The sequence below is a fragment of the Cupriavidus oxalaticus genome (assembly GCF_016894385.1).
GTDB lineage: Bacteria > Pseudomonadota > Gammaproteobacteria > Burkholderiales > Burkholderiaceae > Cupriavidus > Cupriavidus oxalaticus.
Window position 1 is genome coordinate 1,090,789 of sequence record NZ_CP069811.1, and the last position, 18,422, is coordinate 1,109,210.

Genomic DNA, 18,422 nt, shown 5'->3' on the forward strand with positions numbered 1-18,422 from the left:
TTCCCCAAGCTTCTGATGGTGCCCGCCACGGCGGGCCGCCAGGGGAGCGTTTTTGCAGAGACCAACATGAATCTCTCTAAATTCTTTATCGACCGCCCCATCTTCGCGGGGGTGCTGTCGGTGCTGATCTTCCTGATTGGCGCCATCTCGATGTTCAAGCTGCCGATCTCGGAATACCCGGAAGTGGTGCCGCCGTCGGTGGTGGTGCGCGCGCAGTATCCGGGCGCCAACCCGAAGGTGATCGCCGAAACCGTGGCTTCGCCGCTGGAAGAGCAGATCAACGGTGTCGAGGACATGCTGTACATGTCGTCGCAGTCCAACAGCGACGGCCTGCTCACGCTGACCGTGACCTTCAAGCTGGGCACCGACCCGGACAAGGCCCAGCAGCTGGTGCAGAACCGCGTCTCGCAGGCCGAGCCGCGCCTGCCGGAAGACGTGCGCCGCCTCGGCATCACCACGGTCAAGAGCTCGCCGGACCTGACCATGGTGGTCCACCTGGTCTCGCCCAACGACCGCTACGACATGACGTACCTGCGCAACTACGCGGTGATCAACGTCAAGGACCGCCTCGCGCGGATCCAGGGCGTAGGCCAGGTGCAGCTGTTCGGCTCGGGCGACTACGCCATGCGCGTGTGGCTCAACCCCGAGAAGATGGCCGAGCGCCAGCTCGCCACCGGCGACGTGATCAAGGCCATCCGCGAGCAGAACGTGCAGGTGGCGGCCGGCGTGATCGGCCAGTCGCCGTCGCTGCCGGGCGCCGACCTGCAGCTGTCGGTCAATGCGCAGGGCCGCCTGGGCACGGTGGAGGAGTTCGGCGATATCGTCGTGCGCACCTCCGCCGACGGCGCGGTGACCTACCTGAAGGACGTTGCCCGCATCGAGCTGGGCGCGTCCGAGTACGCGCTGCGCTCGCTGCTGGACAACAAGCCGGCGGTGGCCATCCCGATCTTCCAGGCACCGGGCTCCAACGCCATCCAGATCTCGGATGACGTGCGCAAGACCATGGAAGAGCTCAAGCAGAACTTCCCGGACGGCATCGACTACAGCATCGTCTACGACCCCACACAGTTCGTGCGCCACTCGATCGAGGCGGTGACGCATACGCTGTTCGAGGCCATCGCGCTGGTGGTGCTGGTGGTGATCCTGTTCCTGCAGACGTGGCGCGCATCGATCATCCCGCTGCTGGCGGTGCCGGTGTCGATCGTCGGTACCTTCGGGCTGATGCATGCGTTCGGCTTCTCGATCAACGCGCTGAGTCTGTTCGGGCTGGTGCTGGCGATCGGGATCGTGGTCGACGATGCGATCGTGGTGGTGGAGAATGTCGAGCGCAACATCGAGGAAGGGCTGACGCCGAAGGAGGCCACCTACAAGGCCATGCGCGAAGTCAGCGGCCCCATCATCGCCATCGCGCTGACGCTGATCGCCGTGTTCGTGCCGCTGGCCTTCATGACTGGCCTGACCGGGCAGTTCTACAAGCAGTTCGCGCTGACGATCTCGATCTCGACCATCATCTCCGCGTTCAACTCGCTGACGCTGTCGCCGGCGCTGTCGGCCCTGCTGCTGAAGAGCCATGACGCGCCCAAGGACTGGCTGTCGCGCGGCATGGACCGCGTGTTCGGCGGCTTCTTCAAGCGCTTCAACAACTTCTTCGGCCGCAGCGCGGAAAGCTATGGCCGCGGCGTGAAGGGCGTGATCCGCCGCAAGGGTTCGGTGTTCGGCGTCTATGCGGTGATGCTGGCGCTGACCTGGGGCGTGTTCCAGCTGGTGCCGAAGGGCTTCGTGCCGGCGCAGGACAAGCAGTACCTGGTCAGCTTTGCCAAGCTGCCCGACGGCGCCACGCTGGACCGCACCGAGGACGTGATCCGCAAGATGAGCGAGATCGCGCTGAAGCATCCGGGCGTGGAATCGGCGGTGGCCTTCCCGGGTCTGTCGATCAACGGCTTTACCAACAGCCCGAGCGCCGGCATCGTGTTCGCCACGCTCAAGCCGTTCGACGAGCGCAAGAGCGCAGAGCTGTCGGGCGCGGCCATTGCCGCCGACCTGAACCAGAAGTACGGGGCGATTCAGGATGCCTTTATCGCGGTGTTCCCGCCGCCGCCCGTGCAGGGCCTGGGCACCATCGGCGGCTTCAAGCTGATGATCGAGGATCGCGCCGCGCTGGGCTATGACGCGCTGTTCGAGGCGACCAATGCGTTCGCCGGCAAGGCGCGCGCCACGCCCGAACTGGCCGGCATCTTCAGCAACTACCAGGTCAACGTGCCGCAGCTCGACGTCAGGCTCGACCGCGTCAAGGCCAAGCAGCTGGGCGTGCCGGTGACGGAGGTGTTCGATACGCTGCAGACCTATCTGGGCTCGGCCTACGTCAACGACTTCAACAAGTTCGGCCGGACCTACCAGGTCAAGGTGCAGGCGGATGCGCCGTTCCGCGCCCATGCCGAGGACATCCTGCAGCTGAAGACGCGCAACGCCGCCGGCGACATGGTGCCGCTGTCGTCGCTGGTGCAGGTGAAGCAGGGCTTCGGTCCGGACAGCGTAGTGCGTTACAACGGCTTCACCGCCGCCGACATGAACGGCGGGCCCGCGCCCGGCTTCTCGTCGGGGCAGGCGCAGGCCGCCGCCGAGCGCATCGCCGCGGAAACGCTGCCCAAGGGCATCAAGTTCGAATGGACCGAGCTGACCTACCAGGACATCCTGGCCGGCAATGCGGGGGTGTGGATTTTCCCGCTGTGCGTGCTGCTGGTGTTTCTGGTGCTGGCTGCCCAGTATGAAAGCCTGACGCTGCCGCTGGCGGTGATCCTGATCGTGCCGATGAGCTTGCTGGCGGCGATGACCGGTGTGTGGCTGACGCAAGGCGACAACAACATCTTCACGCAGATCGGTTTCATCGTATTGGTGGGGCTATCCGCGAAGAACGCGATCCTGATCGTGGAGTTTGCGCGCGAGCTGGAGCATCACGGCCGCACCGTGGTGCAGGCCGCGATCGAAGCCAGCCGCCTGCGCCTGCGCCCGATCCTGATGACGTCGTTCGCTTTCATCATGGGCGTGGTGCCGCTGGTGGTGTCCAGCGGTGCGGGCTCGGAGATGCGCCATGCGATGGGCGTGGCGGTGTTCGCGGGGATGCTTGGTGTGACGTTCTTCGGGCTGTTTTTGACGCCGGTGTTTTATGTGGCGCTGCGGCTGCTGGCCACCCGTGGCCAGCGCCGCGCGCAGACGGCGCAAGTCGAACACCAGGCCGTGGCGTCGGCTGAATAACGCATGTTTGCTCCCCTCTCCCTCTGGGAGAGGGGCGGGGGAGAGGGCGGCGCTTGCTGTACAGACGCGCTTCACTTCGTCATACACGCCGGCCCTCTCCCCCAACCCCTCTCCCGCAAGCGGGAGAGGGGAGCTAGCTCGGCGGCGTTGAACCCGCCAGAGCACAGAACAGTCAAGGAATGAACCAATGATTGCCCACATCACAAGGCAGTTACCCCGAATCGCCACCCTGGCCGCCGCGCTGATCCTGGCCGGCTGCTCGCTGGCCCCGACCTACAAGGTGCCGGAGACCGCCACGGTGCCGGCCTACAAGGAAGCCGAGGCCGCGCAGGCAGAAGGCGCGCAATGGAAGACCGCGACGCCGGCCGAAGGCCAGCATCGCGGCGAATGGTGGAAGATCTTCGGCGACGCCGAGCTGGACCGCCTGATGGTTGCCGCGGGCGACTCCAACCAGGATCTCGCCATCGCCGCGGCGCGGCTGAAGCAGGCGCGCGCCTTCACCGGCGCGACCGAGGCGGATCTCTACCCGCAGCTCAGCGTGGGGCTCGATCCGACCCGCTCGCAGCCGTCGGCCGCGTCGCAAGGCCTGCCCGACGGCACGCGGGTCTCGCCGCAGACCGTGCTGAAGGCACGCGCCTTCGCCAGCTATGAGCTGGACCTGTTCGGCCGCGTGGCGTCCAGCGTCAATGCCGCCCGCGCCGAAGGCGAAGCCGCCGAGGACCTGTACCGCTCGGTGCAGCTCGCGCTGCAGGCCGACGTGGCGCAGGCGTATTTTGCGCTGCGCACGCTCGACAGCGAACGCGACCTGCTGAACGCCACCATCCGGCTGCGTGAAGACGCGCTGAAGCTGCTGAAGAAGCGCTACGACGCCGGCGAGACCACCGACCTCGACCCGGCCCGCGCCGAGGCCGAGCTTGGCACCGCGCGCGCCGACCTGGCCGGCATCGAGCGCCGCCGCGCCAACCAGGAGCATGCGCTGGCGGTGCTGACCGGCGTGCCGCCCGCGGCGTTCTCGCTGCCGGCGCGGCCGTTCGATGCCGCGCCGATCGCGATCCCGGCCGGACTGCCGTCCGAACTGCTGGAGCGGCGCCCGGACATCGCCGCGGCGGAGCGGCAGATGGCCGCTGCCAATGCCCGCATCGGCGTGGCCAAGGCGGCGTTCTTCCCGCGCATCACGCTGACTGGATTGTTCGGCTTTGAATCGGCCGACCTGTCCAACCTGTTCAAGTGGTCGTCGCGCACATGGATGCTGGGACCGCTGATCGGCTCGACCATCGCGCAGACGGTGTTCGACGGCGGCCGCAACAGTTCCAACCTGGCCGGCGCGCGTGCCGCGCACGAGGAGAGCGTGGCCGCGTACCGGCAGACCGTGCTGGTGGCCTTCCGCGAAGTCGAGGACAGCCTGGCCGACGTGCGCTGGCTGAGCCAGCAGGCGGGCGCGCTGGACAGCGCGCTGGGCGGGGCGCGCCGCGCGGCGCGGATCTCGCGCAGCCGCTACGATGCCGGCGCGGTCGACTACCTGGCCGTGATCGATGCCGACCGCACCGTGCTGCAGTCGCAGCGCGAAGCCAATGCGGTGGCCGGTTTGCGCGCTGCCGCAACGGTGTCGCTGGTCCGCCGGCTGGGCGGCGGCTGGGGGCCGGTGCCGGAGACGGTGACGGCCGCGCAGCCGGCGCAATGACGCACTGCAGCGCCGCGCCGTGACCGCGGCGATGCTGGCGCGCTGCCCCGGAATCACTACACTGGAAGCATCGTGCCATGCGTCCAGGGCGCCCCGGGGACAGATCCCCGGGTGCCTGATGCCGTTCAGTCAAGGCATCAAGTACTACCGTCGTTCCCGCCTGCGCGGGAACGACGGTGGCTAATTGAACGGCATTACCCGCGCGTGCCTGGGTTCCGCCGCCATGCTTCGCTTCAGGAAACCGATCTGGGGATTGATCTTTGCCGCGCTCACGGTGGCGCTGCTGCTGGTGCCATTGCCGTGGGCCGACCGCACCAGCATCCATGACGAAGTGGTGATCGCGCGCACCCCGGACGAGGTGTTCGACTATGTTTCCACCCCACGGCACTGGCCGGCCTGGTATCCCGCCTCTGGCGCGGTGGCGGGGGCGACTGACCATCCGCTGCGGCCCGGCGAGCGCGTGGCCGAAAGCTTCATTGCCGGCGAGCGCAGCGCCGTGGTCATCTGGACCGTCACCATCAGCCAGCGGCCGCGCATCTGGGCGATCACGGGCGAGGTGCCGGGCGGGCGCCGGGCCGGCACCATCATCTACAAGCTCACGCCGGCCATGACGCCGTCGCTGACGCCGTCGGCGGAAAGCACGCGTTTCGAACGGGAATTCAGCTACCAGTCGCCCACGCTGCTCTTTGCGCTGATCAACCGGCTGATGCTGCGCTCACGCCTGCAGTCCGAGTCCGCCGAGGCCGTCAGGCGCCTGAAGGCGAGGCTGGAAGCACAGCAGGTGCCATAGCCTTGCACGGCGGGGCGATCGGCACTAAGTTGGAAACAGCGGCCGACGCTGCTGCAGGAGGTTTTTCACCACCATGACGTCCCGTACCCCTGGCCTCGATACCGCAGCATGGCCGTGGCGGCTGGCACTGGGTGCCACGCTGGCGCTGGCGTTGCAGCTCGGCGGCGGGCCGTTGCGCGCCCAGCCGCATGAGTCGGGTTCGATCACGATCGGCGGGTCGGCGCAGGTGCAGGGACCGGTGCGGGTCCATGGCACCCTGACCGTCGCCGGCCATGTCTATGCCAGCGGCCCGCTGACCGCGGCGTATTTCACCGGCCCGGTCAGCGCCCGCGCGGTGCCGTATCGCGGCGGCTACCTGAAGGTGTTCAAGGGGCCGTTGACCGTGCATGGCGACATGGTGGTCAATGGCGACCTGACCGTTGCCGGACCGCTGACCGTCGATGGCCCGCTTGCCGCCAGCGGCGGCATCGATGCTGCCGGGCCGATGCGCGAGCGCGACTACGGCCGCTGATGCGGCGCGTGCCGGCCGGCTAGGGCGATGTGCTGGTGAGGGAGAGGTCGATCAGCAAGGGGTCGTGGTCGGAGGACCGGTAGGCATCGGGGGCGTAGTAGGCGGGCACAGAAGGCGCGCCCGGCGCCGGCGCATACGAGAACGCCGCCGGTTCGTCGGCATTGATATGCCACGCCTGCACGGCGACGACATGCCTTGCGGCCGCGGCATCGGCCAGCACATGGTCGAGGTAGCCGGCCTGCCCGTTGTAGACGTAGCTGTAGGCGTGCGGTCCCGCCAGCTTTGCCACCATGTCCGCATAGCCGCGCCGTGCCAGCAATCGCACCGGATCTTCCATCGCGTAGCTGTTCAGGTCGCCGGTCACCAGCACGCCCGCGCCGGGCGCGCCGGTCGGCACCGTGGCAAGCCAGTCGGCCAGCGCGCCGGCGGCCTGCATGCGTGCGGGGTTCCAGCACCCTTGTCCATCGCCCTGGTCGGCTTGTGCGCCGCCGGCTTCCATGCAGTTCTTTGACTTGAGGTGGTTGACCACGACCGTCACCGGCGCGCCGCCGGCCCTTGCCCGGAACGTGGCGGCGAGCGGCTGCCGGCTGCGGGCGCCCAGCCACGTGGTGGCGGCACGGCCGACGATCTCCGTGGCGCGCGCGTTGTACAGCAGGCCCACGGCGATCGCATCGCCGCCGAGCGCGGGTGTGCCGGGATCGACGACGCGCCAGTCGGACCCGAGCCGCGCCGCCAGTTGCCGCACGGCGCTGCCCGGGCCAAAGCCGTTGTTCTGCAACTCCATCAGGCCGATCACGTCGGCATCCAGCGCGCGCAGTGCGGCGGCCAGCTTGGCTTCCTGCCGGGCCAGCGCCGCGGCGCTGCGCGCGCCGCGGTTGTCGGCCGACGCGAGACCTTCACTGCCACCACCACCGTTAAAGTAGTTTTGCAGGTTGAATGCCGCCACCCGCAGCGTTGCCGCGGGATGGCGCGCCGGTGCGCCCGGGCGCGGATTGGCAGCCTGGAACGCCGGTGCCCGCGCGCCGCGCACCGGCTGCAGGCGCCACTGCCCGTGGCGCTTCTCCAGCACGCCGGCCACGCCGCTGACGGTATCGCCGACGCGCAGCGGATGGGTGGCCGCAAGCTGCGGCGGCGGGTAGGGCACGACTTGCGGATACTGGCGCGTCGAGCCATCGTCGAGCAGCAGCCGGTTGCGCGAATTGGCCGCCGCGGCTTGCGCCGCCGCTGCGCCCGGCAAGGCGACCTGCGTGGGCGCAAACGGGCGCCCGAAGCTCAGCGCGAGCGTGCCGTAGCGCGCCAGTTCATGGGTATCGCTGACCGTCAGCGTCTGCGGCAGCGTGACCAGCATGCCCGCGCGGGCACGCAGGTCGGCATCGCCGGCAGGCAGCGTCAGCGTTGCCGGCGTGACCGGGATGCCGCTGGCGCACACGGTCGGCGCCTCCGACAAGGTCAGCTGCGTTTGTCCGAATTTTTCCTCGATCCTTCCGGACAAGCGCACGAGGTCGCCAGCGCGCGCCACGGCCCGCGGTGCATAGACGAACAGCCCGTCGGAAATGCCTGGCCGCTGCTGGCGCCGGGCGTCAGCCTGCTGCACGAAGAAGCCGCGCAGCCCGCGCTCGCCGCTGAAATCCGCGGTGACTACCGCTTCGATCTCGACCACGCGGCCGGACAAGGCGCTGCCATCCTGGACCTGGGCAATGGCTGTCGCCGGCGCGCCGCATGGCTGCACGGCGCCAAGCGCCGGACCGGCTGCGGGCAGGCAAAGAAGAACGGTGAGGACAGGGACGCGAAGGTTTCCGGTCAGCGGTCGCAGGCGTGTCGGCATGGCAGTTCTGGCAACGAAGTGGCAAGGTCCACGATGCTAGCCGAGCCGTGTAACGGAATGCTTTCCGCGGCATGTGGCGCCGCGATCGTGCTAAGGTAGCAGGAACCCGCCGGCACGCGCCGGCCTCCAACCCAAAGTACCCGGAACCGCCATGATCAAGGAAATCGCCCAACTTACCATCAAGCCCGGCATGGAGCAGCAGTTCGAACAGGGCGTCAGCCAGGCCAAGCCGCTGTTCCTGCGCTCGCGCGGCTGCCACGGCGTGCAGCTGTTCCGCTCGATCGAGCAGCCCGAGCAGTACACGCTGGTGGTCGACTGGGAGACCGTGGAAGACCATATGGTCCACTTCCGCGAATCGCCTGAATTCCAGCAGTGGCGTGCATTGGTTGGCGATAGCTTCGCCGCGCCGCCGAATGTGCACCACGTATCCAAGTCCCTGTAAGCGCAACCGATGAACACACGGCCCGAGCGTCCCCGCCATTTCTCGATGCTGCGCGAGCTGCAGCTTGCCGATGTGTTCACGCTCGGCAATGCCGCCTGCGGCATGGCGTCGGTGTTCTTCGCCATGTTCTTCGTTGCGGACCGGCAGCTGTCGCACTTCTACACGGCCGCGGCGCTGGCGCCGCTGGCGTTCATCTTCGACGTGCTCGACGGCCGCATCGCGCGCTGGCGCCATGCGCATTCGGCGCTGGGGCGCGAGCTCGATTCGCTGGCCGACGTGATCTCGTTCGGCGTGGGGCCGGCCACGCTGGCGTTTGCCGCCGGCATGCGCGGCGGCTGGGACCTGGCCATCCTGATCTACTTCGTCTGCTGCGGCGTGAGCCGGCTGGCGCGCTTCAACGTCACCGCCGAAACGCTGGCCGCCGGCAGCGACAGCGGCAAGGTGGCGTATTTCGAAGGCACGCCGATCCCGACCAGCGTGCTGCTCACCGCCGTGCTGGCATGGTGTGCCTGGCAAGGACAGCTGGGGGGCGACCTGCCCGGCGGCGCCTGGGTGCTGGGTCCTGCCGTGCTCCATCCGCTGGCGCTGCTGTTCGCGCTGTCGGGCACGCTGATGGTCAGCAAGACGCTGCGCATCCCGAAGTTCTGACATTGCGCTTCGGGGCACCGCGGGAGCACAAACGTGCTGACAGTGTGCTCCCTCTCCCGCTTGCGGGAGAGGGGAGCACAAAAACACCCTGTTACGCGCGAGCGGGCTCCGCCACGCTTGCCGCACGCTTGCGGCTGACCATCAACGCCAGCAGCGCCGCCACCAGGCAGGCCGCGCCGGCCGCATACAGCGCCGGCGTATAGGTCAGCAGCAGCGTGCGGGTCATCCCCGCGCCGAAGGCCGCCACGGCCGCGCCGATCTGGTGGGCCGCGAAGATCCAGCCGAATACCATCGGCGCGCGCTCGCGCCCGAAAGTGGTGGCAGCCAGCTTGACCGTCGGCGGCACGGTGGCGATCCAGTCCAGCCCGTAGAACATGGCAAAGATCGACAGGCCATAGAGCGTGAAGGTCGAATGCGGCAGCCAGAACAGCGACAGGCCGCGCAGCGCGTAGTACCAGAACAGCAGCTTGCGGCTGTCATAGCGGTCCGACAGCCAGCCCGACAGGATCGTGCCGACGAAGTCGAAGGCGCCCATCATTGCCAGCGCGGATGCGGCCGGCACCGGGCCCATGCCGAAGTCGCCGCACAGCGCGATGAAATGCGTCTGGATCAGGCCGTTGGTGCTCAGGCCGCAGATAAAGAAGGTGCCGGCCAGGACCCAGAAGGCCTGCGTGCGCGCGGCATCGCGCAACACCACGAAGGGCCCGCGCAGCGTCAGTGGCGCCGGGGGCGCCGGCGGCGTCACCGGTGCCGCCGCCGGGACTTCGCCGAACGCCGCCAGGCCCACGTCGGCGGGGCGGTTGCGCATCAGGCCCAGCACCAGCACTGCCAGCAACGCGCACGCGGCCAGCACGGGCAGCACGGCGACGCGCCAGCCCATATGCTCGATCAGCCAGGCCGCCACCGGCAGGAACGCAAGCTGGCCGGTGGCCGAACTGGCGGTCAGGAGGCCGATGACCAGCCCGCGCCGCGCGCTGAACCAGCGGTTGGCGACCACGGCCGCCAGCACCAGCGCGGTCAGCCCCGAGCCGACGCCCAGCATCAGCCCCCACGCGACGAAGAGCTGCCACAGCTCGGTCGACACCGTTGCCAGCGCCATGCCGCCGGCGATCAGTGCCAGCGCCGCGCAGACCACGTTGCGCACGCCGAAACGCTCCATCAGGATGGCCGAGAACGGCGCCATCAGCCCGAACAGGACAAAGCGAAAGGCCAGGATCGACGAGATCTCGTCGGTGTTCCAGCCCATCTCGCGTGCCAGCGGCGACAGGAACGCGCCGGGCAGGCCGAGCGCGGCCGAGGTGGTGAGCATCACCAGGAAGGTCAGGGCGGCGACCAGCCACGCGTAGTGGATGCCGCGCCGGTCGAGCCGGCTGGATAAGGCTTGCGCAAACATTGGATTTCTCTGGCCTCGGTTGGGGTAGCGACGGGCGAAAGGGGGCCAGCCCGCCGGCCCGGAGGCGGCAGGAAGAAGGCCCGGCAAGTGGTTGAAAACGGGTTCCGGGCTAGGCCGAACTACTGCCCAGCAAGCGGTTGCGGACGGCGTCGAGCATGGCGTCTGAGACCGGATCGCCCTCGGTCGCGCGCGCCAGCGTCAGCGCACCGACCAGCATGGCCATGCGGACCAGCGCCTCTTCCTCGCGCACCTGCGGGTCATCGCTGGCCACGGTCGTGGCCATGTCATCGACCAGGACCTTGAAGCCGTCCAGGAAAGCCTGCCGCACCGGCTTGTCGGCGGGCTCGCGCGCCACGTCCCCCGCCAGCGCCGCGGCCGCGCAGCCGGCTCCGGGGTTGGCGCAGTGCGCAGGCGTCAGGTAAGGCTCGACCAGGTTGGCCAGCATGGCGTGCCGGTCGCCGCCGGCGCGTGCCAGGCGGCGCTCCCAGCGCCCGGTGGATTCCTCGAAGGCGCGCTTGCAGGCCTGCGCGGCGAGCGCATCCTTGGACGCAAAGTGGCCATAGAAGCCTCCGTGGGTCAGGCCGGCACCGGCCATCAGCTCGGCGACGCTGACGCCATTCAGTCCGCGCTCGCGGAACAGCCGCGACGACGTTTGCTCGATCGCCTCGCGGTTCTTGTCGGCCTGTTCGCGTGATGCGCGTGCCATGTGAAGGACTCCTCGGAGTTCGCTGTGACCGCAGTTTAGATGATGGCCATACTTTATTCAATAGATGTCAGTCATCATCTATAAACCCCGAGGCAAGCCAGCCATCACCTTCAGGAGTCACCCGTCATCACGGCGAAGCGCGGCTGGCTGCGGGCGTGCCGATGCGGCGCATCGGCGAGGCGGAGGATGTGGCGGGGCTGGCGGTACTGCTGGCGGCGCCCGCCGGACGCTATATCCATGGCCAGAGCATCGGCGTGGATGGGGGCTTGTCGGCGCAATGAAGCGATTCGCGCCCCGGAGAAGGGCGCCGAGCCGCCGGCGCTCCCGCGCAGGTTTACCCTGGTACGCGCCAGCACAAGTCTTTGGGGCGTACCGTCCTAGTGGTCCCGCACTTGCCGTTCCTAGTATGGATTCACCGTGCGGCACTGAAAGCAATGCGGCACGTACCCGGGCTTCCCGGCCCGGGCGTGAATCGCCGGGTTCAATCACGGCGATTCATGAAAAACACGAATAGCCGATATTCCCCTCTCTGCCTGACCGGGTACAGCTGATCACCAAGTGAGCGGCTGGGGATGCGGCTGCGAAAAAATCCAGGAGACCACATGCTGCATGACCTGCCCGCTCGCCCCGAGACCATCCACTGGGGCTATTTCGATGCCACCAAGGCGCCCGCCCTGACCGTGAAAAGCGGGGACCTCATCCGCGCCGAAGCGGTGACCCATCACGCCGGCGATGCGCCAGACCTGATGATGGATGCCGCCATCCGCGAGATCTACCGGACGATCCCGCACGACGATCGCAACCCGGGCGTGCATATCATGACCGGGCCGATCTATGTCGAGGATGCCAGGCCCGGCGATATGCTGGAGGTGCGCTATCTCCAGATGATCCCGCGCTTCCGTTTCGGGGCCAACGTTGCGGCGCACTGGGGGCAACTCTACCGGGAGTTCGAGAAAGAGCGGGTCACGATCTACGAGCTGGACCAGGCTTCCAACACCGCGCATGCACTCTATGCCTTCGACTACCCAGGCAAGCTGACCACGCCCGGCAAGGTGGTCGACGAACGCGAATGCTGCCGCCAGCCGGCACTTGCCGGTGTGCGCGTGCCCGTGCGGCCCCATCTTGGCACCGCCGGGGTCGCGCCCGATAAACGCGGCCGGGTCACTACCGTGGAGCCCGGGCTGCATGGCGGCAATATCGACAACTGGCGCATCGGTGCGGGTGCCACCATGTACTACCCCGTCCAGGTCGATGGCGCGCTGTTCTCGATCGGCGACCCGCATATCTCGCAGGGCGACGGCGAAATCAGCGGTACGGCGATCGAAGCCTCGCTGAACGTGCTGTTCCAGGTGATCCTGCGCAAGGATTTCCACTTCCCTTCGCCGCTTCTGGAAACGCCCGATTGCTGGGTCGTGCACGGTTTCCACGAAGACCTCGATGAAGCCGGCAAGAACGCGGCCCGCGACATGATCCAGCTGCTGACCGAGCAGCAGAGCCTCTCGCGCGACGATGCCTACTCGCTGATGAGCGTCTCGGCCGACTTCGGCGTGACGCAGGTCGTCGATGGCACGCAGGGCATTCATTGCACCATGCCTCGCGCGATCTTCCCCCCGAAAGGCAAGGGCTGAGCTGGCATCCTCATCGAACTCACGCACTGCCGGACGCCCGCCGCCGCCAGGCGGGGGCCCTGCGCGGCTGCGGCACCGGAGCACGCGGCATGCAATATGTCTACGTAGGACGCAACGAATGGGTGGCCCTGATCGTCGGCCTGGTCACCGGCACCCTGTATTCCTGGCTGGACTTGCCGATTCCCGCACCCAATGTCACCGGCGGGATCTGCGCCATCCTTTTTACTTACCTCGGCTACCTGATTGTGCAAGCGTTGCGCAGGACGATCGCCTTCGGGCGCCCGCCGCAAGGCGGCCAGGGCAACGGAATTTCCTGAGAAGGGGAGAGCGACATGGTGGAGATTGCATTGGGGACGACTGAACTGCAGGCAGCGGCGGTCGGACTGGTAACCGGTATTGTTTACACTGCGGTACGTGCGCCGATACCAGCGCCCAACGTGCTCGGCGGCATTTTCGCCATCTTCGGCACCTTTGCGGGATTCGTGCTGGTTGCCGCGATGCGAGGCCAACTGCTGGTCGGATGACCTGCCGAATTGAAGGCCCTTGCATGAAATGCCTGAAGCGTTGGCGGACAACCATGTCCGCCAATTGCGCTGTTGCAGAATGCTGCCTGGGAGGTTGATTTGCACCTTTTGCGCTTTTCCACCGAAGCCTATCCGCACAACCGGCGGGGCGCCGCCTGGCGCGATGAACTCAGCATCGCGCGCCTGCATTGCGAAAGCCTGTGCGCGGACCACACCCTGCACGGCACGATCCAGTCGCGGACAACTCCCGCCGGGATAGAACTGGCCTGTATCGCGTCGGTTCCCCAGACCCTGAGCATTGCCGCGGGAGACGGGCGCGGCATGATGCTGCTGATGCTGGTCGAAGGCAGCGCCATCCTCGCCGCGCCGGATCTGCGCGAGCCCCTGCGGACAGGCCAGCTGGCATGCGTGCCGCAACAGGATTCCCGGAAGCTGGTGCTGGGCACCGGCTTCCGGCTGCTGACCGTACACATCGGTCAGGCATTGCTCAGTACCAGGATCACGGCTCCGCTGCCGGGCGCCGCAGTGGTGCTCTCCGGCGACTCGGCCGAGTTGTTTGCGCGCATGCTGCAATCGATGGCGCTCGGTTTCGATACGGTAGTGTCTGCTGACGGCAAGGCGCTTCAGCCGTTCGAGAACACCATCATTTCCTGCCTCGGCGCGGTCCTTGCTGACAGCCGGGCAACGCCGCCAGCGGACATGACGCTGTCGCGGTCCGCGATCTTTTCCCGCGTCTGCAGCCGCATCAACGCCCGCCTTTCGGAGCCGGATCTCAGCCTTGCCGCCATCGCCGCGGACGAGCGCCTGTCAGCCCGCTACCTGCAGAAGCTGTTCGAGAAGTCGGGCAGCAGCTTTTCATCCTACCTGCGCACCAGCCGGCTTGACCGATGCCGGGCCGATCTGGCGAACGCGCAGTATGACAAGCTCTCGATTGCCGACATCTGCTATCGCTGGGGCTTCAACGATCCGTCCTACTTCAGCCACGCGTTTCGCGAACAGTTCGGGATTTCACCGCGCGCATACCGCGATCAGATGGCGATCGCGCCGGCACCCCGGCCACCGCAGAAAGTGTCACGCGGACTTCCCGCGCACGCGCAGCTTACGCCTGCCATGCGCGCAGCGCCGGCCGAGCAACCCGCTGTCGTTTCCATTGCCAAGGCGCGATCCTATGCAGCGCGCCACGAAGGCCAGCACCACTGGCTGCAGGCGACGGACCAGACTGTGCATTGGGGCTACCTGAGCCATGAGCTGCAGCCGGTGCTGGAGGTCAGGTCGGGCGACACGGTCACGATCGAGACGCTGACCCAGCACGCATCGGACGACCGCGAGCGCATGATCGACGGGGATCCCGGCGCGGAAAGCGTCTTCCACTGGACCGCGGAGCAGAAGAACGTCAACCGGCGCGGCGCCGGGCCGATCGATGCGTCGGTCTATGGCCGTGGTGCCGGAGAAGGCTTTGGCGTCCATATCTGCACCGGCCCGGTCGCGGTTCGCGGCGCCATGCCCGGCGACGTCCTCGAGGTGCGAATACTCGATGTACGTCCGCGGCCGTGCGCCAACCCGCGCTTTGCCGGCAAGGCGTTCGGCAGCAACGCTTCGACCTGGTGGGGCTTCCACTACCGCGACATGCTGACGGAACCGCGCGAGCGCGAGGTGGTGACCGTGTTCGAGATCGATTGCGAACGTGCCGACGGTTGCGCGCGCGCCGTCTACAGCTTCCGCTGGACGCCGCAGCGCGATCCCTTCGGCGTGCTGCATCCGACCATCGACTATCCCGGCGTGCCGGTCGACCATGCCACCATCACGAAGAACTACGACGTGCTGCGCGACGTCGCCATACCGGTCCGGCCGCACTTCGGCGTCATTGCCGTGGCGCCCGCCCAGGACGGGCTGATCGATTCGATCCCGCCGTCGAGCTTCGCCGGAAACCTGGACAACTGGCGTGTCACGCGAGGTGCCACCGTCTATCTCAGGGTAGCCGTGCCGGGCGCGTTGCTGTCGATTGGCGATCCCCATGCCTCCCAGGGCGACTCGGAGCTATGCGGAACGGCCATCGAATGCTCGCTCACCGGAGACTTTCAGCTGGTCCTGCACAAGAGCACCATGATCGAGCGCGGTGCCCCGTTTGCCGACCTGAGCTACCCGCTGGTGGAGACCGCCGACGAATGGATACTGCACGGCTTCAGCTCACCGAACCACCTGACCGAGCTGGGCAAGATGGCGCAGAGCGATATTTACCTGAAGTCCACGCTCGACGATGCCATGCGCGATGCCTTCCGCAAGACGCGCCGCTTTCTGATGACGGTCAAGGGCCTGACCGAGGACGAGGCGGTCACGCTGATATCGGTCGCCGTGGACTTCGGCGTGACGCAGGTCGTCAATGGCAACTGGGGCATCCATGCCATCATCAAGAAGTCGTTGTTTGCTGCCTCACTTCCCGGGCGGGACCACGGCCCGGGTTGAGCCGCTCCGGAGCCCGTTCATGGCTTGCCGGCGAGCTTGTCGGCACGCGGCCGGATCAGCGTTTCCGGCCGCAATGCTTCATCGAGTGCCTCGGCCGTCATCAGGCCCCGTGCCAGCACCACTTCGCGGATGGTGGTGCCCCTGGCATGGGCCTCGGCGGCGACAGATGTCGCGTTCTTGTAGCCGATCACGGGATTGAGCGCCGTCACCAGCGCGATCGAGCGCTCGATGGTCTCGCGCAGGCGTTCAGGATTGGCGGTAATGCCGTCGACGCATTTTCGCGCCAGCGTCAGGCAGCCATTGGTCAGGTGCCGGAAGCTGCGTAGCAGGCTGGCGGCAATCACCGGCTCGAAGGCATTGAGCTGCAACTGGCCGGCCTCGGCGGCAAAGGTGATGGTAGTGTCGTTGCCGAACACTTCGAAGGCGATCTGGTTGACCACCTCCGGAATCACGGGATTGACCTTGCCCGGCATGATCGACGATCCCGCCTGCATCGGCGGCAGGTTGATCTCGCCGAAGCCCGCGCGCGGCCCGCTCGAGAGCAGCCGCAAGTCGTTGCAGGTCTTGGACAGCTTGACCGCAATGCGCTTGAGCACGCCGGAGATCTGCACGAAGGCACCGCAATCCTGCGTGGCTTCCACCAGGTTGGGCGCGAGGCACAGGTCGATGCCGGTGATCCGCCGCAATGCGGCCAGGGCCTTCGGCGCGTAGTCCGGATGCGCGGTGATGCCGGTGCCGATTGCGGTGGCGCCGAGGTTGATCTCGCGGATCAGCAACGCACTTTCGCGCAGGCGCGCCATGTCTTCCTCGAGCATGACCGCGTACGTGGAGAACTCCTGGCCGAGGGTCATCGGCACCGCATCCTGCAGCTGGGTGCGGCCGAGCTTGAGCAGGCCGGCGAACTCCGTTGCCTTGCGGTCGAACGCGGCGCGCAGCACTTCCATGGCTTCAAGCAGGCGTTCGATGGCGAAGTACGTGGCAATGCGCAGCGCGGTCGGATAGACGTCGTTGGTGCTCTGCGCCATGTTCACGTGCTCGATCGGGTGCAGGAACCGGTATTCGCCCTTGCGGTGCCCCATGTGCTCCAGTGCGCGGTTGCAGAGGACCTCGTTGGCATTCATGTTCGTCGACGTGCCGGCGCCGCCCTGGATCGTGTCGACAATGAACTGGTCGTGCAGCATGCCTTCGCGCACGTCATGGCAGGCGGCCAGGATGGCGTCGCGCAGGTTGGCGGGCAGCAGGCCGAGTTCGGCATTGGCCTCGGCGGCGGCCTGCTTGACGGAGGCCAGCGCAACGATCAGCTCTGGCCACGATGAGATGGGGGTGCCGCTGATCTGGAAGTTCTCCCAGGCCCTGAGGGTGTGGACGCCATAGTAGGCGTCGGCCGGCACCTGGCGTTCGCCAAGCAGGTCGGCTTCGGTGCGATGGGTGTTGGTCATGATGGGATCCGATAGAAGCGGGCCACCAGGTGGGCAGCATCAACAGCCCTCCCAGGCCGCCTGCACTTCGTCCGCCAGTTCCGCCGCGCGGCCGCGGTAACGCGGCGAGAAATGGAATGGCGTCACCGCGCGGGCGCCGGCGCAGCGCGCAATCCGGCCGGCTGCGGACGCGGTCAGATGGTTCTTGCGCAGGGCGTGGGCACGATCGTCTTCCAGAAACACGCTCTCGATGAAGAGCTGGTCGACGCCTTGCATCAGGTTCGAAAGCGCCTGCATGTTGTCGCTGGTGTCACGCAGGTCGGTTGCGTAGCCGATGCGCTGGCCGGGCTCGGCATCCAGGATCAGGCGGCCTAATTCGCCGATTGTTCGTGTCACCGCACGGTCGCCGCTCCTGTCGCGCCATTGCACGAGAAGCGGCGTGTGCGCCGGGGCACCGGTCAGGACCGCGTGCTTCAACTCGCGCAGCCACGCGCCTTTTGTCATGCCAGAGGCTTCGAGGCGCTGCTTGTCGATGCCGAGACGGACCTTTTCTTCGACCAGGTAGGACAGGCAGGGAATGCCGTGGTCGACAAAGCAGGCGCGCACACGGAACGTCGTCTCGTCGTGCACGACATCGTCGCCTGGTTCAGTCGTTGCTGCCGCCACGCTGGCAAAGCGATCCCGGCTGGAAAACCGCGCGCTGCGCATGTGGCCGTCCAGTGCCAGTTCATGCACCTCGACCACCAGCTCCATGTCGTAGCGATGCACGACATTCCAGGTATAGGCGCGCAGCTTATGCCCGACCTGCGCCACGAACCCTGGCCCGCCGTACAGCGCGATGGACGGCTTGCGTCCTAGCAGTACCCGCAGCAGTTGGTCGAAGCCGGAAAAGTGATCCATATGGGTGTGCGTGACAAACACGTGCGAAACGCGCATCAGGTCGCGCGGCATCAGCGCGGTGATGTCGCCGAGGTCGAACAACAATGCGCGCCGCTCGTCCAGGAAGTCCAGGAACAGGACGGGGTCGCCGAAGACGTCATTGACGAGTCGGGCTTGCAGCAGGGGGCGCATGGTCACTCGCGCGCAAATGTCGGAGAGGCAAGGTGCGTGTTGGGATACATTGGCTCATTGCGGGGCCTTT

General features: G+C 67.2%; 15 protein-coding genes and 1 pseudogene. 11 read left to right on the top strand and 5 right to left on the bottom strand.

Annotated elements, in window-relative coordinates; all coding sequences use genetic code 11:
* Window positions 1–66 precede the first annotated feature (66 nt).
* The 4 genes from JTE92_RS04865 (at window position 67) to JTE92_RS04880 (ending at window position 6,234) form a co-directional block, all read left to right on the top strand.
* Complete coding sequence (locus tag JTE92_RS04865) at window positions 67–3,252, top strand: efflux RND transporter permease subunit (RefSeq protein WP_063240350.1); 3,186 nt, start codon at window positions 67–69, stop codon at window positions 3,250–3,252.
* Window positions 3,253–3,439: 187 nt separating this feature from the next.
* Window positions 3,440–4,933, top strand: coding sequence for an efflux transporter outer membrane subunit (locus JTE92_RS04870; RefSeq protein ID WP_063240349.1), 1,494 nt, complete (start codon window positions 3,440–3,442; stop codon window positions 4,931–4,933).
* A gap of 184 nt (window positions 4,934–5,117) precedes the next feature.
* On the top strand, window positions 5,118–5,723 hold the full coding sequence (locus JTE92_RS04875) for an SRPBCC family protein (RefSeq protein WP_232353451.1): 606 nt from the start codon (window positions 5,118–5,120) through the stop codon (window positions 5,721–5,723).
* Window positions 5,724–5,796: 73 nt separating this feature from the next.
* Window positions 5,797–6,234 carry a hypothetical protein gene (locus JTE92_RS04880; protein WP_063240347.1) on the top strand — a complete coding sequence of 146 codons (438 nt, stop codon included), beginning with the start codon at window positions 5,797–5,799 and terminating at the stop codon, window positions 6,232–6,234.
* Between the two features lie 19 nt (window positions 6,235–6,253).
* Here JTE92_RS04880 and JTE92_RS04885 read toward each other — a convergent pair whose 3' ends face one another.
* Window positions 6,254–8,059: an ExeM/NucH family extracellular endonuclease gene (locus tag JTE92_RS04885; protein ID WP_063240346.1), complete on the bottom strand. Its 1,806-nt coding sequence runs from the start codon at window positions 8,057–8,059 to the stop codon at window positions 6,254–6,256.
* A gap of 151 nt (window positions 8,060–8,210) precedes the next feature.
* Between JTE92_RS04885 and JTE92_RS04890 the strand changes: the two genes are divergently transcribed.
* Both JTE92_RS04890 and JTE92_RS04895 read left to right on the top strand, forming a co-directional pair.
* Window positions 8,211–8,501, top strand: coding sequence for an antibiotic biosynthesis monooxygenase family protein (locus JTE92_RS04890; protein WP_063240345.1), 291 nt, complete (start codon window positions 8,211–8,213; stop codon window positions 8,499–8,501).
* A 9-nt stretch (window positions 8,502–8,510) separates the two neighbouring features.
* A complete protein-coding gene (locus tag JTE92_RS04895; RefSeq protein WP_063240344.1) occupies window positions 8,511–9,149 on the top strand; it encodes a CDP-alcohol phosphatidyltransferase family protein in 639 nt (212 codons plus the stop codon).
* Window positions 9,150–9,240: 91 nt separating this feature from the next.
* Here the strand turns inward: JTE92_RS04895 and JTE92_RS04900 are convergent, their stop codons facing one another.
* Window positions 9,241–10,542, bottom strand: a complete 1,302-nt coding sequence (locus JTE92_RS04900; RefSeq protein ID WP_063240343.1) for an MFS transporter — start codon at window positions 10,540–10,542, stop codon at window positions 9,241–9,243.
* Between the two features lie 109 nt (window positions 10,543–10,651).
* Window positions 10,652–11,248 (bottom strand): TetR/AcrR family transcriptional regulator, encoded by a 597-nt coding sequence (locus tag JTE92_RS04905; protein ID WP_063240342.1) that lies wholly within the window; start codon window positions 11,246–11,248, stop codon window positions 10,652–10,654.
* A 134-nt stretch (window positions 11,249–11,382) separates the two neighbouring features.
* Here JTE92_RS04905 and JTE92_RS04910 point away from each other — a divergent pair.
* From JTE92_RS04910 to JTE92_RS04930, 5 genes and pseudogenes are all read left to right on the top strand, one after another.
* Window positions 11,383–11,529: pseudogene (locus tag JTE92_RS04910) on the top strand (SDR family oxidoreductase); the annotation flags it as partial.
* A gap of 321 nt (window positions 11,530–11,850) precedes the next feature.
* On the top strand, window positions 11,851–12,876 hold the full coding sequence (locus tag JTE92_RS04915) for an acetamidase/formamidase family protein (RefSeq protein ID WP_063240341.1): 1,026 nt from the start codon (window positions 11,851–11,853) through the stop codon (window positions 12,874–12,876).
* Window positions 12,877–12,965: 89 nt separating this feature from the next.
* A complete protein-coding gene (locus JTE92_RS04920) occupies window positions 12,966–13,193 on the top strand; it encodes a XapX domain-containing protein (RefSeq protein ID WP_063240340.1) in 228 nt (75 codons plus the stop codon).
* A 15-nt stretch (window positions 13,194–13,208) separates the two neighbouring features.
* On the top strand, window positions 13,209–13,400 hold the full coding sequence (locus tag JTE92_RS04925) for a DUF1427 family protein (RefSeq protein WP_063240339.1): 192 nt from the start codon (window positions 13,209–13,211) through the stop codon (window positions 13,398–13,400).
* 99 nt (window positions 13,401–13,499) lie between these two features.
* Window positions 13,500–15,863, top strand: coding sequence for an acetamidase/formamidase family protein (locus JTE92_RS04930; protein WP_063240338.1), 2,364 nt, complete (start codon window positions 13,500–13,502; stop codon window positions 15,861–15,863).
* 17 nt (window positions 15,864–15,880) lie between these two features.
* Here JTE92_RS04930 and aspA read toward each other — a convergent pair whose 3' ends face one another.
* On the bottom strand, window positions 15,881–17,302 hold the full coding sequence (gene aspA / locus JTE92_RS04935) for an aspartate ammonia-lyase (protein WP_063240337.1): 1,422 nt from the start codon (window positions 17,300–17,302) through the stop codon (window positions 15,881–15,883).
* 39 nt (window positions 17,303–17,341) lie between these two features.
* A complete protein-coding gene (locus JTE92_RS04940; protein ID WP_063240419.1) occupies window positions 17,342–18,352 on the bottom strand; it encodes a ribonuclease Z in 1,011 nt (336 codons plus the stop codon).
* Window positions 18,353–18,422 lie beyond the last annotated feature (70 nt).

What these genes read in the sequence shown, in the direction of transcription:
- JTE92_RS04925 (WP_063240339.1), top strand. Translation starts at nt 13,209, where the DNA reads ATGGTGGAGATTGCATTGGGGACGACTGAACTGCAGGCAGCGGCGGTC.
- JTE92_RS04940 (WP_063240419.1), bottom strand. Translation starts at nt 18,352, where the DNA reads ATGCGCCCCCTGCTGCAAGCCCGACTCGTCAATGACGTCTTCGGCGAC.
- JTE92_RS04920 (WP_063240340.1), top strand. Translation starts at nt 12,966, where the DNA reads ATGCAATATGTCTACGTAGGACGCAACGAATGGGTGGCCCTGATCGTC.
- JTE92_RS04900 (WP_063240343.1), bottom strand. Translation starts at nt 10,542, where the DNA reads ATGTTTGCGCAAGCCTTATCCAGCCGGCTCGACCGGCGCGGCATCCAC.
- JTE92_RS04895 (WP_063240344.1), top strand. Translation starts at nt 8,511, where the DNA reads ATGAACACACGGCCCGAGCGTCCCCGCCATTTCTCGATGCTGCGCGAG.
- JTE92_RS04870 (WP_063240349.1), top strand. Translation starts at nt 3,440, where the DNA reads ATGATTGCCCACATCACAAGGCAGTTACCCCGAATCGCCACCCTGGCC.
- JTE92_RS04890 (WP_063240345.1), top strand. Translation starts at nt 8,211, where the DNA reads ATGATCAAGGAAATCGCCCAACTTACCATCAAGCCCGGCATGGAGCAG.
- JTE92_RS04915 (WP_063240341.1), top strand. Translation starts at nt 11,851, where the DNA reads ATGCTGCATGACCTGCCCGCTCGCCCCGAGACCATCCACTGGGGCTAT.
- JTE92_RS04880 (WP_063240347.1), top strand. Translation starts at nt 5,797, where the DNA reads ATGACGTCCCGTACCCCTGGCCTCGATACCGCAGCATGGCCGTGGCGG.
- aspA (WP_063240337.1), bottom strand. Translation starts at nt 17,302, where the DNA reads ATGACCAACACCCATCGCACCGAAGCCGACCTGCTTGGCGAACGCCAG.
- JTE92_RS04905 (WP_063240342.1), bottom strand. Translation starts at nt 11,248, where the DNA reads ATGGCACGCGCATCACGCGAACAGGCCGACAAGAACCGCGAGGCGATC.
- JTE92_RS04865 (WP_063240350.1), top strand. Translation starts at nt 67, where the DNA reads ATGAATCTCTCTAAATTCTTTATCGACCGCCCCATCTTCGCGGGGGTG.
- JTE92_RS04885 (WP_063240346.1), bottom strand. Translation starts at nt 8,059, where the DNA reads ATGCCGACACGCCTGCGACCGCTGACCGGAAACCTTCGCGTCCCTGTC.